At 41.7% G+C, this 16,462-nt stretch carries 15 protein-coding genes and 1 tRNA gene; 9 read left to right on the top strand and 7 right to left on the bottom strand.

The window, feature by feature from the left end; translation table 11 throughout:
- Positions 1-39: 39 nt before the first annotated feature.
- Positions 40-840: an inositol monophosphatase family protein gene (locus Q91_RS06415; protein ID WP_015006070.1), complete on the bottom strand. Its 801-nt coding sequence runs from the start codon at positions 838-840 to the stop codon at positions 40-42.
- A gap of 58 nt (positions 841-898) precedes the next feature.
- Here Q91_RS06415 and Q91_RS06410 point away from each other — a divergent pair, with 58 nt between their 5' ends.
- The 3 genes from Q91_RS06410 to Q91_RS06400 all read left to right on the top strand — a co-directional run bounded on the left by Q91_RS06410 (position 899) and on the right by Q91_RS06400 (position 3,648).
- A complete protein-coding gene (locus Q91_RS06410) occupies positions 899-1,657 on the top strand; it encodes an RNA methyltransferase (protein ID WP_232228598.1) in 759 nt (252 codons plus the stop codon).
- Positions 1,658-1,726: 69 nt separating this feature from the next.
- Positions 1,727-2,515, top strand: a complete 789-nt coding sequence (gene cysE / locus Q91_RS06405) for a serine O-acetyltransferase (RefSeq protein ID WP_015006068.1) — start codon at positions 1,727-1,729, stop codon at positions 2,513-2,515.
- 14 nt (positions 2,516-2,529) lie between these two features.
- The gene (locus Q91_RS06400; protein ID WP_015006067.1) at positions 2,530-3,648 is read left to right on the top strand and encodes a cysteine desulfurase family protein; all 1,119 of its coding nucleotides are present in this window, start codon (positions 2,530-2,532) and stop codon (positions 3,646-3,648) included.
- On the opposite strand, the gene Q91_RS06395 is transcribed toward Q91_RS06400, so the two are convergent.
- From Q91_RS06395 to Q91_RS06375, 5 genes are read right to left on the bottom strand one after another with little or no spacing between them, the layout of a single operon-like run.
- The gene (locus Q91_RS06395; RefSeq protein WP_015006066.1) at positions 3,636-4,388 is read right to left on the bottom strand and encodes an SDR family NAD(P)-dependent oxidoreductase; all 753 of its coding nucleotides are present in this window, start codon (positions 4,386-4,388) and stop codon (positions 3,636-3,638) included. The genes Q91_RS06400 and Q91_RS06395 overlap by 13 nt on opposite strands.
- Complete coding sequence (gene rmuC / locus Q91_RS06390) at positions 4,381-5,649, bottom strand: DNA recombination protein RmuC (protein ID WP_015006065.1); 1,269 nt, start codon at positions 5,647-5,649, stop codon at positions 4,381-4,383. Before rmuC ends, Q91_RS06395 begins: the two co-directional genes overlap by 8 nt.
- Before the next feature lie 15 nt (positions 5,650-5,664).
- On the bottom strand, positions 5,665-6,348 hold the full coding sequence (locus Q91_RS06385) for an HAD-IA family hydrolase (RefSeq protein ID WP_015006064.1): 684 nt from the start codon (positions 6,346-6,348) through the stop codon (positions 5,665-5,667).
- Positions 6,349-6,354: 6 nt separating this feature from the next.
- Positions 6,355-7,065, bottom strand: coding sequence for a bifunctional 2-polyprenyl-6-hydroxyphenol methylase/3-demethylubiquinol 3-O-methyltransferase UbiG (ubiG, locus tag Q91_RS06380; protein ID WP_015006063.1), 711 nt, complete (start codon positions 7,063-7,065; stop codon positions 6,355-6,357).
- Positions 7,066-7,074: 9 nt separating this feature from the next.
- Positions 7,075-8,409, bottom strand: coding sequence for a TRZ/ATZ family hydrolase (locus Q91_RS06375; protein WP_015006062.1), 1,335 nt, complete (start codon positions 8,407-8,409; stop codon positions 7,075-7,077).
- Positions 8,410-8,797: 388 nt separating this feature from the next.
- Between Q91_RS06375 and crcB the strand changes: the two genes are divergently transcribed.
- Genes crcB through serS form a run of 3 tightly spaced genes read left to right on the top strand, consistent with a single transcriptional unit; the run spans position 8,798 to position 10,776 of the window.
- On the top strand, positions 8,798-9,172 hold the full coding sequence (gene crcB, locus Q91_RS06370; RefSeq protein ID WP_015006061.1) for a fluoride efflux transporter CrcB: 375 nt from the start codon (positions 8,798-8,800) through the stop codon (positions 9,170-9,172).
- Positions 9,169-9,474 (top strand): DUF190 domain-containing protein, encoded by a 306-nt coding sequence (locus Q91_RS06365; RefSeq protein WP_015006060.1) that lies wholly within the window; start codon positions 9,169-9,171, stop codon positions 9,472-9,474. Before crcB ends, Q91_RS06365 begins: the two co-directional genes overlap by 4 nt.
- 24 nt (positions 9,475-9,498) lie before the next feature.
- Positions 9,499-10,776 carry a serine--tRNA ligase gene (gene serS / locus Q91_RS06360; RefSeq protein ID WP_015006059.1) on the top strand — a complete coding sequence of 426 codons (1,278 nt, stop codon included), beginning with the start codon at positions 9,499-9,501 and terminating at the stop codon, positions 10,774-10,776.
- A gap of 59 nt (positions 10,777-10,835) precedes the next feature.
- Here the strand turns inward: serS and Q91_RS06355 are convergent, their stop codons facing one another.
- Positions 10,836-11,507 carry a Bax inhibitor-1/YccA family protein gene (locus Q91_RS06355; RefSeq protein ID WP_015006058.1) on the bottom strand — a complete coding sequence of 224 codons (672 nt, stop codon included), beginning with the start codon at positions 11,505-11,507 and terminating at the stop codon, positions 10,836-10,838.
- Between the two features lie 198 nt (positions 11,508-11,705).
- Here Q91_RS06355 and Q91_RS06350 point away from each other — a divergent pair.
- The 3 genes from Q91_RS06350 (at position 11,706) to Q91_RS06340 (ending at position 16,454) form a co-directional block, all read left to right on the top strand.
- Positions 11,706-11,795 (top strand) — tRNA-Ser (locus Q91_RS06350).
- Positions 11,796-12,020: 225 nt separating this feature from the next.
- Positions 12,021-15,059, top strand: coding sequence for an ammonium transporter (amt, locus tag Q91_RS06345; protein ID WP_041230511.1), 3,039 nt, complete (start codon positions 12,021-12,023; stop codon positions 15,057-15,059).
- 249 nt (positions 15,060-15,308) lie between these two features.
- Positions 15,309-16,454: a CaiB/BaiF CoA-transferase family protein gene (locus tag Q91_RS06340; protein WP_015006056.1), complete on the top strand. Its 1,146-nt coding sequence runs from the start codon at positions 15,309-15,311 to the stop codon at positions 16,452-16,454.
- Positions 16,455-16,462 lie beyond the last annotated feature (8 nt).

Here is a 16,462-nt window from a genome sequence, read left to right as displayed (position 1 = left end):
TTATAGCGGCTTTTTTATTGATCAAGTTTTGTGTGTTGTTTAACTGTTAATTACTTTTTCTGCATGCGGTGTAATTTTGTTTAATAAGGCCTGATGCATTTTAGGGTTGCCACAAACAATGTTACCTGTTTTGTGGAAATCGTGATTATTAGAAAAATCACTAACAACACCACCAGCCTCTTGAATGAGTAAGACGCCAGCAGCAAAATCCCAAGGTTTTAGACCGATTTCAAAAAAACCATCTAGTTTTCCAGCAGCTACATAAGCTAAATCTAAAGAAGCAGCTCCTGCACGTCTAACACCAGAGGTGGAAGAGAAAATATCACGAAAGATATCGAGGTAAGGTTCAATATCTTTATCGTTCTTAAAAGGGAAGCCAGTGCCTAGAAATGAACCTTCGATTTTTCGTTGTCGGCCAACACGTAGACGTCTGTTGTTCAGCATTGCCCCTTTACCGCGTGTTGCAGTAAATAGGTCTTGACGAACAGGGTCGTAAATTACGGCTTGCTCTACGGTATCGCCTCTTTTTAAAGCAATAGATACCGCATAATGCGGAAAACCGTGTATAAAATTCGTGGTTCCATCAAGAGGGTCTATAATCCAAATATATTCAGCGTCTTGATTTAGATAGCCCGATTCTTCGGCTAAAACACCGTGATCGGGATAAGCACTTAATAAGATATTAATAATTTCTTCTTCAGCACGCCGGTCAATTTCTGTGGCGTAATCATTTTGATTTTTAATAGTTATCTTAAGTGTGTCAATTGAGTCAGCTGAACGTATTATAATATCGCCTGCTTGCCTTGCTGCCCTAATGGCAATATTTAACATTGGGTGCATGATGATGCCTAACTATTTATGTGGCGCAAGGATAACAGATACAGCCGGAGGATGTCTTTTGAAAGTCGATGAAAATAACGAAATATTGTCAAATATAAGGATTGTGTTGGTACAAACTTCACATCCTGGGAATATAGGCGCAACAGCGCGGGCCATGAAAAATATGGGGCTTAGTGATTTAGCCTTAGTTAACCCTAAAATATTTCCGAGTTCTGAGGCCACCTCACGTGCGTCTGGTGCCGATGATATTTTGGCAACAGCAAATGTTTATAATAGTTTAAAAGAAGCCTTGGAGCCGTGTGAGTTAGTCTTGGGGGCTAGCGCTAGAATTAGGCATTTGGGTTGGTCAGAGGTTGGCCCTAAAAAAGGCAGTGAATTGGCCATTGCATCGGCAAAGAATGCAAAGGTTGCGTTGGTGTTTGGCCGAGAAAACTCCGGGCTCACGAATGAAGAGTTGGAATTGTGTCAGCACTTATTACATATTCCAACTAATCCAAATTTTAGTTCATTAAACGTTGCATCTGCTGTGCAAGTGTTATGTTATGAGGTGTATTCAGCAGTGATAGGTGAACAGGTAATTGAATCACCTGATGTTGAAGATAGGCCTGCAACCAGCCAAGAGTTTGAAGGTTTTTTTGAGCACCTTTTAAAGACGCTTGAGAAAACAGATTTTCTACAGCTCTATAAAACTAAAAGGCTGCAACAACGCATCAGGCGTATTTTTTACCGTTCTGAACTTAATCGAACAGAGGTGAATATCCTACGTGGCGTGTTAACGGCGATCAATAATAAGATAGATGGAATCAAAAAAGCCTAACGTTGTAAAAAAATGTGTTAATAAAATCACGCACGTTAGAATAGAGTCACTATTAAATAAAAAAGCATTATGTTTAACCAATTAAAAGAAGATATTAATATAGTTTTTGACAGGGATCCTGCGGCACGTAGCAAAATTGAAGTGATCATGACCTACCCGGGGTTTCATGCGCTCCTGCTTCATCGCTTAAATCATTGGCTGTGGGGAGTGAATTTAAAATTTATTTCTCGTTTTATCGCTTATTTTTCACGCTGGTTAACCGGTATAGAAATACATCCTGGTGCGGTGATAGGCAAGCGTTTTTTTATTGACCACGGAATGGGCGTCGTGGTTGGCGAAACAGCTGTTATTGGTGATGATTGTACGCTCTATCATGGGGTGACCTTAGGTGGTACGAGTTGGAAAAAGGGTAAGCGACACCCTACGCTAGGTAATGGTGTGGTCGTAGGTGCTGGTGCTAAAGTGCTGGGGCCGATAGAGATAGGTGATAATGCCAGGATTGGCTCTAATGCGGTTGTTGTTAGATCGGTGTCTGCTGACACCACAATCGTCGGTATACCCGGTCGTGTTGCAACCACTGATTCTGTTAAACCAAGTCCTGAGCAAGAAGAGATGGCTAAAAAAATTGGTTTTGACGCATACGGCGCCTCTCAAGAACTACCTGACCCAGTAGCGGTAGCTATTAATAGTATGTTGGAGCATATCCACACAATGGATAAAGAAATGGAACGCATGTGCCATGAAATAAAATCATTGGGTGGTGGAATGGATGATCGGTCGGTCGAAGAAATTAACAGTGAACCGGTTGATGATGGAACAGGTTCTACTTGTCCAGAAGCGCGAGCTAAAGAAGGCTAGAATTTAGAACACTGATGATTTATTTTGATAATAATGCGACATCGCCGATAGATCCTCTTGTTTTTGAAGCGATGGAGCCATTCTTAACGACCTTTTATGGTAACCCTTCCAGTTTGCACAGACACGGGCGGGTGGTTAAAACAGCGATTGAACAAGCAAGGCAACACGTGGCTAACCTTGTTAATGTGAGTGCTGAGCAAGTTATTTTTACCAGTGGTGGAACTGAGGCAAATAATCTTTGTATCTCAGCGGCTGTTTGTTCGAACAAACAACACCTTTTATTAGGCGCTACAGAGCATCCTTCTGTGGTTGAGCCAATACGCCAGTTGTCAAAAAAAGGTTTCTTTTTTGATCAATTAGCCGTTGATGATAATGGCCTGATCTCAATAGATACACTAAAACGTGGTCTTAGCGAGGACACTGGCCTAGTGAGTATTATGCAGGCTAATAATGAAACTGGTGTGCTTCAAAATATAGCACCATTAGCTGCGTTGGCTAAAGAAAAGGGCGCTATTGTTCATACGGATGCGGTTCAATCAGTTGGTAAAATACCCGTTGATTTTAATGCATTGGGTGTCAATTTAATGTCTATATCAGGTCATAAAATTTATGGCCCAAAAGGTGTTGGCGCGGTTATTCACGATAAAAAAACGTCGTTAATGCCTATGCTTTATGGTGGTGGGCAAGAAATGAATATTAGGCCCGGCACTGAAAATGCTGCGGCTATTATTGGTTTTGGGCGGGCAGCTGAGTTAGCCCAACAAACGCTGGATAATCGCTCTAGGCACTTGTTAGCTCTTCAGCAAGCATTAGAAGCAGGGGTTAAAGGCATTGAAGGGGTGAGGGTAGTTGCTTCAGATGTTGACCGTCTACCCAATACAAGTCAATTGCTTATTGAATCGGTTGATGGGGAAATGCTTTTGATGCAGCTTGACCAAAAAGGCGTGGCAATCTCAAGTGGCTCAGCCTGTTCAAGCAATAGTAAAAGCCCAAGCGCCGTATTAACGGCGATGGGCGTGCCCGATAAGCGAGCCCTAAGTGCTATTCGTGTAAGTTTGGGGCAACAAAACACTCAACAAGAAGTAGCAGAGTTTGTTTTAATCTTAAAGTCGGTTGTGACTCAGTCGGCTTGATGTGAAAAGCACTGGCCAGACTTCTCGCTAAGAATAACGTTAATCAAGTTATTGGCTAATTCAGTGGGCGAGCTTAGGTTTTTTTCGTCTTCAGCTGGATGTGTCTTCTTTCTAATCGGTAACATACTGGGGCCTGGAATGAAGACATTACTGACCACAGTCGTTGCTTCTAGCTCATCTGCTAACATGGCGCAGAAAGATTCAAGTGCCACCTTGGAAACACCGTATGCGCCCCAGTAGGCTTTTCCTTGGCGAGCAGAGGAATCAGAAATAAAAGTGATAGATGGTTGTTTAGCCTGATGTAAAAGTGGCAAGCAAACTTTGCTTAGTAACACGGCTGAGTTTAAATTAACTTGTAGAACTTTCTGCCAGATCGAGCCTTCTTGGCTGCCAATGGGGCCAATGATTCCCATATCACAAGCCGCATGAACTATACCATCTAACCTTTTGAATTCATTATAAATAGATTTTATTAATTGCTGGTAAAGCTCTTCGTCTACTTGGCTTAAATCAAAGGGAACAATAGCAGGCGTTGGGTTGCCGGCCTGTTCTATTTCATCATACAAGGCTTCTAATTTCTTTTCATTTCTGCCGGTTAAAACCACTGTTGCACCGAGTTTGGCAAGTGCAAGGGCAGTTTCTCGCCCTAAGCCTCCGGTTGAGCCAGTTACTAAGTAAACGTGATCTTTGAGCGCCTGAGGCTGAAGGTTTATCGGGTTGATTATTATAGGTTTAGTCATCTTTTATATTGCTGATAGGTGTTGGTTTTCGGGTTGCTTTTTCAATGGGTTCTATTTCAGACATGGTTTTGCGTGTTTCTATACCAAGGTCTTTAAATTTACGTGCATTCGGGAAGACTTGCCGCTCTAAAGAGCCCACCGCTTTGTTGTAATGATCTACGCTTTTCTCTAAGGAGCTACCAATTTTACTGATGTGCTCTACAAAGGTTGTTAGTCTGGAGTACATTTCTTCACCGAGTTTTCGAATCGCTTCGGCGTTTTCGCTACTGGCTTGTTGGCGCCAACCAAATGCTATTGCTCTTAGTAAGGCGACCAAGCTGGTGGGCGTTGCTAAGATAACGTGTTGAGCGAGTGCATCTTCAAGTAGTGAGTGGTCTTGCTCTAAGGCGGCACTAAGAAATTGGTCGCCGGGTATAAACAGAACAACGAAGTCGGGTGTGTTTTTAAACTGTGACCAATAAGCCTTTTTCGATAGCTCTTTGACTCGATCCCTTACTTGCTTTGCGTGTCGGATAAGGTGTGCTTTTCGTTCGCCATCTTTGCTTTGTTCGGTAGCCGATAGATAGGCGTCAAGAGGTGTTTTAGCGTCAACAACAATATCGCGTTGGTCTGGCATGCGAATGATCATATCAGGTCGCATAGCACCTTCTTGGGTGTTTAAGTTTTCTTGTTGAAAGAAGTCACAGTGCTCTACCAGCCCGGCTAATTCGGCAAGACGCTTTAAGGTTAGTTCGCCCCATTGGCCACGGACTTCAGGCCGTCTTAGGGCTTGAACAAGATTTCGTGTTTCACTGTGTAACTGGTGCTGGGTTTCAGTCATATTTTGTAAATATTGACTGATTGAGCCGTGAGTTTGTTGTCGATCGGCCTCTAGTTTTTTGAGTTGTTCATCGGTTTGTTTAAGTATCTCTTTAATCGGGGAGACCATCTCGCTAAAGGCTCTCTCTTTTTCATTTAAGCGCGTTTCGACGGTCATTTGTTGTTTGCTAAAGTTTTCTCTAGCAAGTTTTAGAAACTCTTCATTATTGTCTCGTAATGCTTGGCTGGATAAGGCAGAAAAACTATCGCGAAAGTTTTGCATCATACTGTCTTCATCGGCCTTCGTTTTTTCTCTTAACTCCTTTTCAATGGCTTGGCGTGTTTCATGCGTCAGTAATTCTTTTTTAAGTGCTGTGTTAGTGCGTAACATGAGCAAATAACCGCTAATAAGGCCTATGACGATGCCACCTAAAAGGAAAAAAATATCGTTAATGCCAGCCATGATTAATTGATGCGCTTAGAGTAAGGGTTGTAGAGATGTTAATAAATCGGCGGGTTTATCAATATATCTATCAGCTTGCCAGTCATTAAAGTCAATACTGTCTGGAATGTAACCGAAGGTACAGGCTATTGTTTTTAGGCCAGCTAATCGACCTGCACGAATATCACGTTCTGCATCACCAAGATAGAGTGCGTTCATGGGTAAAACATCCAGCTGTTTACAGGCTAATAAAATAGATTCGGGGTGTGGTTTTGGGTGGTTGACCTGATCAGCGCAAACGATACAACTGGCTCTATTAATTAGCGCTAATTTCTCTAAGAGGGGCAGTGTTAAATAGGCTGGTTTATTCGTCACAATACCCCAAGGGATTTGATGTTTTTCAAGAAACAGTAAGCTGTCTTCAAATCCATCAAATAGTGTTGATTCATTAGCAATGTTTTGTTGGTAATGGCCAAGTAAGGATGCTTTAATTTTTTCATGCTGGTCACTGGATAGGGCAGACCCAAAGCCGAGCTCTATTAAACCATTAGCACCGTTTGAGACGATAGGTCGTATCGTTTCATAAGGTAACGCTGGCTGATTGTTTTGTACTAAGGCGACATTTAATGCGGCGGCAAGGTCTGGCGCGGTATCGACTAAGGTGCCATCAAGGTCAAATAAAACCGCATCGACTTGCCAATCATGCATTGCAATGGACATAATGGATTAGACCGTCTTTTTAAAGACGCAAATGTAATTCACACTGATGTCATCGGACATAGAGAAGGACTTGTTAAAAGGGTTGTATTCAATACCTCGGCTATCTTCCAGTGTTAAACCTGCTTGTCGTGCCCATAAGGCTAGTTCGGAAGGTTTTATGAAGCTGGCATAATCATGTGTGCCTTTGGGCATCATGCCGAGGATGTATTCGGCACCGATAATGGATAATAGGTAGGCCTTTGGGTTTCTATTTAGGGTGGATAGGAAAACGTAGCCGCCCGGTTTAACGAGTGTTGAACACGCGTTAATAATTGCTACCGGGTCAGGAACATGTTCGAGCATTTCCATGCAGGTAACACAGTCAAATTGCTCCGGTTTTTGGCTGGCCAATGCTTCAACACTGATGTGCTGGTAATTGACGGAAACACCGCTGTCTAAACTATGAAGGTCAGCAACGTCTAGCAGTTCTTTGCCTAAATCAATACCCGTTACATTAGCGCCTTTAAGCGCCATTGACTCAGATAAAATACCGCCGCCACAGCCAACATCTAAAACATCTTTGCCGGACAACGAAACTGTTTTATCAACTAAGTTAAGACGTAACGGGTTAATTTGATGCAGTGTTTTAAAGTTGCCCTCGGTGTCCCACCACTGGGAAGCCATAGCGCTAAATTTTTCGATTTCACTTGGGTTTACATTGTCTTTAGTCTGCGTCATTTGATTATTTTACACCGCTTTATTGGGTTGATGATGAAACGGGTTAATTTTTCTTTGCCAGTGTTTTACTTTTTCAATTAGCTGGGCTTCATCCAGGGTGGTTAATTGCTGATCTTGCATTAAACGTTGGCCAGCAACCCATACATCAGTAATTTGAGAGCGGTTTGCAGAATAAATCAGTGTAGAAATAACATCATAAATAGGTTGAGTTTCAATGCTATTAAGATTTATTGCGAACATATCGGCTTGTTTTCCAATTTCAAGGGAGCCTATTTTTTTATCTAATCGTAGGGCTTTCGCGCCGTTTATGGTAGCCATACGCAAAGCAGTTTTTGCGGGTAATGCATCTGCTTGTTTAGAGCGGCCTTTGGTTAACAGCGCAGCCGTTTTGGTTTCACCCAACATATCAATATCATTGTTGCTAGCCGAACCGTCTGTTCCAATAGCAATATTAATATTTGACGTGATTAATTCATTAACAGGGCAAAAACCACTGGCAAGTTTTAAGTTTGATTCGGGGCAATGTATAACATTAACGCGGTGTTCGGCGATTAACTGAATATCGGTGGCGCTTAGGTGGGTCATATGTATGGCCATTAAGTCGGGGTTTAATAGGCCAAGATTGTTTAATCGTGCGATAGGGCTTACACCATGTTTGGCAATTGACTGTTCGACTTCATTTTCTGTTTCGTGTAAATGAATATGCATCGCCAAGCCCAGTTCATCCATGATGGGTTGAATGGTTTTTAAAGAATCATCACAAACGGTATAAGGGGCGTGCGGGGCAAAGGTAAAATGAATGAGTTCATTGCTACGGAAGTGATCATGAACTGCAAGGCCTTTACTGATATATTCATTTAAGTCTTTAGCCCAACGCGTTGGGAAATCTATAACCGGAATACCAAGACATGCTCTTATACCCGTGTTCGAGACGGCAGTTGCAGTCTGGTCGATAAAGAAGTACATGTCATTAAAACAGGTTGTGCCGCCCCTAATCATTTCTGCAATGGCAAGCTCAGTACCGTCTTTGACAAAATCACTATCGGCTAAAGCTGTTTCAGCAGGCCAGATGTGGTCGTTTAGCCATTCGTTTAGCGGTAAATCATCAGCAAGGCCCTTTAAGAGGCTCATAGCCGCATGAGTGTGCGCATTTATAAAACCGGGTGCTAAGGCGTGATCGTTACATTCTATTAGTTCAACGGGGCTGTATTTCTTCGCATCTTGTTGAGGTAAAACATCAATAATAATATCGTCTTGAATGATAACAGCGTGATTTTTTAAAACGTTATCGTCAGCATCTACGGTGATAACCCAGCGGGCATTAATTTGAAGACTTACTTGCATAATTAAGTGATGAAACCAGAAACGTTAATATAGGGCGCCATTCGCTCGGCTAGATGACGCGATAATAGTAAGTGTTAAATAGGGCCAGCAGTCATGACGTGATAATAAAGTATAGCCAGATCTAAACAGTACGCAAGCCCTAGCCATTTGATAAAAAAGTAGGCTCAAAAGTGTTGTTAGCGCCTGATAGTAGCTTTTTGGTTCAGCGGCGATTTTTGTATTAAAAGCTGGGTTTTTGGCGAGGCATTAGTGAAGACAGGGAGCTAACAATTGATAACGTGCCATGAGTTGCGCCAAATATTAACGATTGTGACCGAAAAAAAGGTGCTTGAAGCGCCAGATGACAGTAAAATGAAGGCTTTAATTAATTAGCATTAATGGTAATTTAATGGCTCAACTTCTGGCAATAGCAGCAGGTGGATCAGTCGGCGCAGTGATGCGCTTTATTGTATCGACGGGCATATATAGCTGGCTTGGCCGTGGGTTCCCTTATGGAACCTTGGTTGTTAATGTTATTGGTTCGTTATTAATGGGACTGTTGTACGAACTATTTTTGCAGCGTTTGTCGGTTTCACCTGAAGTAAGAGCAGTGTTATTGGTTGGCTTTTTGGGTGCGTTTACAACATTTTCTACCTTCTCAATAGAGACCATTAATTTAATTGAGCAAGGTTATGTAATAAAGGCCATTGTTAATGTTTTAGCTAGCGTCATTTTATGCGTGCTAGCTGCTTGGGTTGGCCTGCTAATCGCGAGGCAATTATGAAAACAGAATCAGTCAGAATCGCTCGAATTTATTTAACCGAAGCGGATCATCAGCTTAATAAAATTATGCAATACCTTCATGATCATGAAAGCATCTCTGGCGCAACGGCTTATAGAGGCGTTGAGGGCTATGGCTTATCTGGAAAGATGCATGACTCGTCGTTAATTGATTTGTCGTTTGATTTGCCTGTTACCATTGAATTTTTTGATCAATCAGAAAAAGTGTTGATGGCAATTAAACATGTAAAAGAAAACTTCAATGTCAGTCAAACCCTTAGTTGGTTAGCTGAACACCACCACTAAACTAAATTTAAAAAGGAAAGCTACATGCTTGACCCACAGCTTTTAAGAAACAACCCTGAAGAAGTGAAAACAGCCATGCAACGTCATGGTGCTGATTTGGATCTAGAGGTATTTAATGCGCTTGAAACACAGCGTAAAGATATTCAAGTGAAAACTCAAAACTTACAAAACGAACGTAATAAACGCTCCAAGTCGATAGGCATGGCGAAAGCCAAAGGCGAAGATATTCAGCCTTTATTAGACAGTGTTTCTCAATTAGGTGATGAGTTAAAAGCCGCTGAAACGGAATTACAGGGAATCCAATCCAAATTGCAGGCTATTCAGCTCTCATTACCCAATATTCTTGCTGATGATGTACCACTCGGTAAAGATGAAGAGAATAACGTTGAGCTTCGTAAATGGGGCGTGATACCGCAGTACGATTTTGACGTTAAAGACCATGTGGATTTGGGTCAATCATTGGCGGGAATAGATTTTGAAGCCGGTGCAAAAATAGCGGGTTCACGTTTTGTTACCCTATCGGGTCCATTAGCTAGGCTTCAACGTGCATTGACGCAGTTTATGTTAGATATGCATGTCGATCAGCATGGGTATAAAGAAACTTATGTGCCATACCTTGTTAATAAAGACAGTTTGTTAGGAACGGGGCAGTTACCTAAGTTTGAAGAAGATTTATTTAAAATTTCAGACGACTCGCCGTATTATTTAATTCCAACGGCAGAAGTGCCTGTTACGAATTTAGTGCGTGATGAGATTATCGCTGCAGACCAAATGCCGCTAAAGTTTGTTGCCCATACGCCTTGTTTTAGAAGTGAGGCAGGCGCCTATGGTAGGGATGTAAGAGGCATGATTCGCCAACATCAGTTTGAAAAAGTTGAGTTGGTTCAAGTGGTCAAGGCGTCTGATTCTGAACAGGCTCATGAACAGTTAACTCAACATGCAGAGAGTATTTTGCAAGCGTTGAACTTGCCTTACCGCCTCATGTTGTTGTGCTCAGGTGATACTGGCTTTTCGGCAACAAAAACCTATGATCTTGAGGTTTGGTTACCTGGTCAAGAGGCGTATCGCGAAATTTCATCGTGTAGTAATTTTAATGATTTTCAAGCACGCCGGTTAAAAGCGCGCTGGCGTAACCCAGAAACAGGTAAACCAGAGTTAGTGCATACGATTAATGGTTCGGGTTTAGCGGTAGGTCGGACGTTAATTGCCGTGATGGAGAATTATCAGCAAGCCGATGGGTCCATTAAAGTCCCTGATGCTTTACAACCTTATATGGGAAAAGTCACCTCGATTACGTTGTAAATAATCGACGCATAAAAAAAGCCCCTAAAAGGGGCTTTTTTTATGGGTAAAGCTAAAGACTACTCACGACCACTTACTGCACCGAGTATGTGTAAAAGGCTAGTGAATAAGTTGAATAAACTAATGTATAGCGACACGGTTGCCATAATATAGTTGGTTTCACCACCATGAATAATTTCGCTAGTTTGATAAAGAATCATGCCGGACATCAACATAATAAACATAGCAGAAACACCCAAAGATAAAGCAGGGATGTTAAAGATCATAGCGCCAATGCCTGCTAAGAAAGCCACTAAAATACCCACCATTAAAAAACCAGAAATAAAGCTAAAGTCTTTTTTAGTGGTTAGTGCGTAGCTAGATAAGCCTAGAAAAATAACACCTGTGCCGCCTAACGATGTCATGATCAGCTCATGACCGTTTGAAAAGGCACTGATATACATATTAAGGATAGGGCCGAGTGTTATTCCCATAAAGCCGGTTAAAGCAAATACGCAAACAATACCCATAGAGCTATTTCTAAATTTTGTTGTTAGCCATAGTAAGCCAAAGTAGCCGACTAATGTAATGATCAACCCAGGATGTGGAAGGTTTAAGCTCATTGATAATGCAGCAGTACCTGCACTAAAGAGTAATGTCATGGCAAGTAGCATATAGGTGTTTTTTAACACCTTATTGGTAGCTAAAATACTCTCTTCACTACGAGAAATAGATTGATTAAATTGGTTCACTTAAAATACCTCATTGATAATTAAAAAATGCTCAACAGATATGACTCTGTACCGCATAGAAGGTTCAATCTTACGTATTCAATAAAATACTTCAAGTCTTTTAACAATTCCGCTGGAAAAAATCCTCAGACTTAAGTAATATGCGCGGCTTGAAAGCAAAACATTTAATGATTGCTCTCAATATAATCGCTTAAAACTGGAGAGATGGCAGAGCGGTTGAATGCACCGGTCTTGAAAACCGGCAAGGGGTCAAACCCTTCCAGGGTTCGAATCCCTGTCTCTCCGCCATTCAAGAGCCCTATGTATCTGATACGTAGGGCTTTTTTATGCCTTAACAAAAAGTAAACCATTAGAAATACGGACAGTCAGTTTGTTTTTTTCTACTAAAAAAGCCTATCTACAAAACTAAAATCATCGTTGTGGCCGACTACAAAGCACATAGAGGTTCTGATACTATTAAATCGAACATCCTTTGGCCGCGCGCAAGAGGTAAACATAAAGGAGATTTAGAGTTTGGATATTGTCTGGGTAATAGTATCGACCATTTTGGTGTTTGTTATGCAAGCGGGCTTTTTGTGTTTAGAAAGCGGGCTTGTTAGAAGTAAAAACAGCATTAATGTCGCGGCCAAGAATATTAGTGACTTTATCGTGTCGAGTAGTCTGTACTGGTTGTTTGGATTCGGTTTAATGTTTGGAGATAGTCAATGGGGCTTGTTTGGATGGTCTGATTTTGCATTCGCTGAACCAGCAGATACAAAACTCATCGCAATATTCTTATTCCAAATGATGTTTTGTGGCACGGCTGCGACGTTAGTTTCTGGCGCCGTCGCTGAGCGCATGAGTTTTATGAGGTATATGGTAGTAACGGTGACAATAGCACTGTTTATTTACCCTTTTGTTGGTCATTGGGCTTGGGCAGGAATCATTACGGGTGAGCCGATAGGCTGGCTTGAAAAAATTGGCTTCGTTGATTTTGCGGGTTCAACCGTTGTGCATTCTGTGGGTGGTTGGGTAGCACTGGCGGCAGTATTAGTTATTGGGCCTCGTATAGGGCGATTTACCGGCAGTGCTAGCGCTATTCCAGGTAGTAGTATCCCAACAGCTATATTGGGTTGTTTATTAATTTGGCTGGGCTGGTTTGGTTTTAATGGCGGCAGTACATTAGCTTGGAATAACTCAGTTCCACTTATTTTATTAAATACATGCCTTGCTGCTTTGGCCGGTGGGGTGGTTGCGACGATGTTAAAGCTTCGTGCAGAACATTATATTGAGGTTGATCAAATAATTAATGGTGTTCTAGGTGGTTTAGTGTCTATTACCGCCAGTTGTCATATTGTGAGCACAGGAGGGGCTGTCATGATTGGCGCCGTTGCCGGCTCAGTTGTTTTTTTTGGTGAGAAGTACCTGGCCGATAAGAAAATCGATGATGCTATTGGCGTAGTGCCTGTTCATTTATTTGCTGGGGTTTGGGGAACAATCGCGTTACCTTTTTTTGCGCTGCCGGCTAAACTTCAAAATGATCTTTCAGTGTGGGAACAATTAGGGACCCAATTAATTGGGGTCGTCAGTGTTGGTTTTTATAGTTTTGGCCTTGCATATGTAGTATTTAGTTTGGTTAACAAGGTTTACTCGTTAAGAGTCAGTGAGCAAGATGAGTTAAGAGGCCTAAATGTTGCTGAACATAATATAAGCACCGAAGTTTTTGACTTGCTAAGCGCCATGCATAAACAGCAGGAAAAAGCAGATTTTTCAACTCAAGTAGCCGTTGAGCCCTATACCGAGGTGGGGCAAATAGCCGAAAAATATAATCACGTTATTGACCAGGTTAACGAAGAAATTAAACAGCGAGATGAGGCCTTCTTAGCATTTAAACAAAGTGAACGTAGAAAGGGTGCTATTTTAGATGCAGCAATGGATTGCATTATTGGCATTGATTCGAAAGGCAGGATTCAAAGCTTTAATCCTGCGGCAGAGCGTTGCTTTGGTCAAACAGCGGGTGCGATTATTAACCGTAGCTTTTTTAAGCTGTTTACTAGAGACCGGGTTCAGGAGTTAAATTCAGCGAGTTTAGACGAGGGCTTTTTGCTAACCAGTGGGTGGGTTCTGGAGCGTAGGAATATGACAGAATTACAACGTTATGACGGAGAGTCTTTTCCTGCCGAAGTAGTAGTGACTCGAACGGTTAGCATAGCGAGTGAACCATTGGAGTATACGCTACATATTCGCGATTTGAGCGAACAAACTAAGTTACAAAAACGTTTAGAAACCTTAGCGTTTAATGATTCGCTAACTGGTTTATATAATAGAGCCGCCTTTATTCGTGAGCTTGAAAGACGAATTAATTACCATAAATCTCATGCTGGAGTGGTGGCGTTAATGTTTTTAGATTTAGACCGCTTTAAAAAAGTGAATGATGTTTTTGGCCATAAGGTAGGCGATCAATTGCTTTGTGAGGTGGGTAAGAGACTCAGTGGAGTAGTGCGTGGTAATGACTTGGTGGGTCGTTGGGGTGGCGATGAGTTTGTTGTGGCGATAAGTGGTGCCTTGGATGAGGAAGCTATTAATAGTAAAGCAACAGAAATTCTTCATGTAATGCGTGAAACGGTTGAACTGCCTGGGCATACGCTAAATGTGTTAACAAGCATTGGGGTCGCTTTTTCGGTTGATGGTGAACGATCAGCGGATCGTTTACTACAGTGCGCTGATGTTGCCATGTATCAGGCAAAAAAATTGGGTAGGGACAATTTTTGTTTTTATACCGAGGAAATGGGGCTGTTTGTACGCAAACGAATTCAAATTGAAGCTGACCTTCCTGATGCTATTTCTCAAAATCAATTACTATTAAATTACCAACCTAAAGTATCGTGTTTAACGAACGAAGTTGTAGGTTTTGAAGTGTTATTACGTTGGTTGCACCCAGAGTTTGGCTTGATTCCCCCAGGAGATTTTATTCCGGTTGTTGAATCATCTGGTTTGATTGTTGATGTTGGTGAGTGGGTGCTAACCGAAGTTGCACGTCAGTTAGTTGAATGGCGTAAGGCAGGTTATGAGTTATTGCCGGTCGCTGTCAATATTTCAGGTTTTCATTTACATGATGAGTCACTGTCGTTATTTATAAAAGCGTTGGCGCATCAGTATCAACTTAACCCAAGCCTATTAGAGGTGGAGATAACCGAAAATGCTTTAACTGGCGATACTGATAGTAGTATTGCAACGATGACCGAGTTAAAAAAGTTGGGTATTAAATTATCTGTGGATGACTTTGGTACGGGGTATTCATCGTTAAGTTATTTGAAGAAATTTCCAATTGATGTATTGAAAATTGACCGTTCATTTATTAATGAGTGCGCTTATAACCCTGATGATGCCGCTATTTGTATGGCGATTATTTCACTTGCTAAAAGTTTAGGGCTTAAAATAGTGGCTGAAGGTGTTGAATCGCTAGAGCAGTTAGAATTTATACAACAGCAAGGCTGTGATATTTATCAGGGCTACCTATACAGTAGGCCACTCCCTGCTAGTGATGTTGAGGTCCTTTTAAAAAGGCCTTAATGGCTGGTTAACAGTAGTAATGACTCGAAATATTTTGTTTCAAAGAAGTGTCACATAGGTGTTTAACCATTTAGGTCGAGGCTTAACGTTTTGACATTAATGTTGAGTCAATTATTTGTTTTTATAATATACAAAGTTATTGTATTATAACAAGCGTTAGATGGCGTTCAGTGCTATTTACCAACGAGGCTTTATGCCTCGTTTTTTTCAACCATACACTATGGTTTTTCAATACACACTAGGAACAAAATGTCGGATAAGCAAGAAATCGAACTGCCATTAAGTGGAGTTCGCGTATATGAAATTGGGACTAGCGTAGCCGCTCCCTTTGGTACATGGATTTTAGCCGCTTTAGGGGCAGAAGTGATTAAAGTTGAACCAGAAGGTCGTGGTGATGATTGTCGTCATTGGGGGCCTCCATTTTGGAATGGTACCTCTGCAATGTTTCAAGCATTGAATAGGGATAAGAAATCAGTCACTGTAGATTTGAAAGACCCTGCAGATAAAGCTTGGCTTCGAAATGAAATAGTCACTAAGGCGGATGTTGTGTTGCAAAACATGCGTCCGGGTAAAGTGACTAGCCTTGGGCTTGGAGCTGAAGAAATGCGCAAGGAAAACCCTAAGCTTGTATATTGTAATATTTGGGCATTTGGTGAAACTGGGCCAATGGCTGATAAACCGGGTTATGATCCATTAATGCAAGCATATAGCGGCTTAATGAGCTTAAATGGTGAAGAAGGCCGTCCCCCTGTACGAATAGGGACATCAGCCATCGATATGGGAACAGGTATGTGGTGTTCTATTGCTATTATTTCTGCCTTGTTTAATCGCCAAAAAACGGGGAAAGGTTGTGTCGTTGATACGGCTTTGTACGAAACAGCACTAAGTTGGATGACTTATCACATGGCTGGGTATCACGCGACAGGTAACCTGCCAACACCGCAAGGTTCTGGCGTGCAAGGTATTTCGCCTTATCAAGCCTATGAGTGTTCAGATGGTTATCTTGTGGTAGCTGCGCCAAATAATAAATTATTTGATTTGTTGAAAGGTGTTATGGGGAACCCGGCTTGGGCGGATGAAGCGCATTTTGAAACCAATCCTAAACGCTTTGAGAATAAGGTTGAATTGAATCGTCGAATGACAGAGATTTTAATAAAAGAACCTCGTTCTCATTGGCAGAAAAAATTAGATGATGTAGGCATTCCTAATTCGCCAATTCAATTGGTTGATGAGGTATTAAACGACCCGCAAACGCAATCATTAGGCATTGTTCAAGAATCAGTTGAACATGCAATGAAGCTAGTGGGTCTGCCAATGAAGTTTAACGGCCAGCGGCCACCGCTACAAAATGAAGCGCCTGCCTTAGGTGCTGATAACGACACCTATAAAAATTAACGGAGAAA

Origin of the sequence: Cycloclasticus sp. P1 (genome assembly GCF_000299965.1) — a bacterium.
In the GTDB taxonomy this organism is placed as follows: Bacteria; Pseudomonadota; Gammaproteobacteria; order Methylococcales; family Cycloclasticaceae; genus Cycloclasticus; species Cycloclasticus pugetii.
The sequence above is the reverse complement of the archived record's forward strand: the minus strand, read 5'-3'. Positions and strand labels throughout refer to the sequence as shown.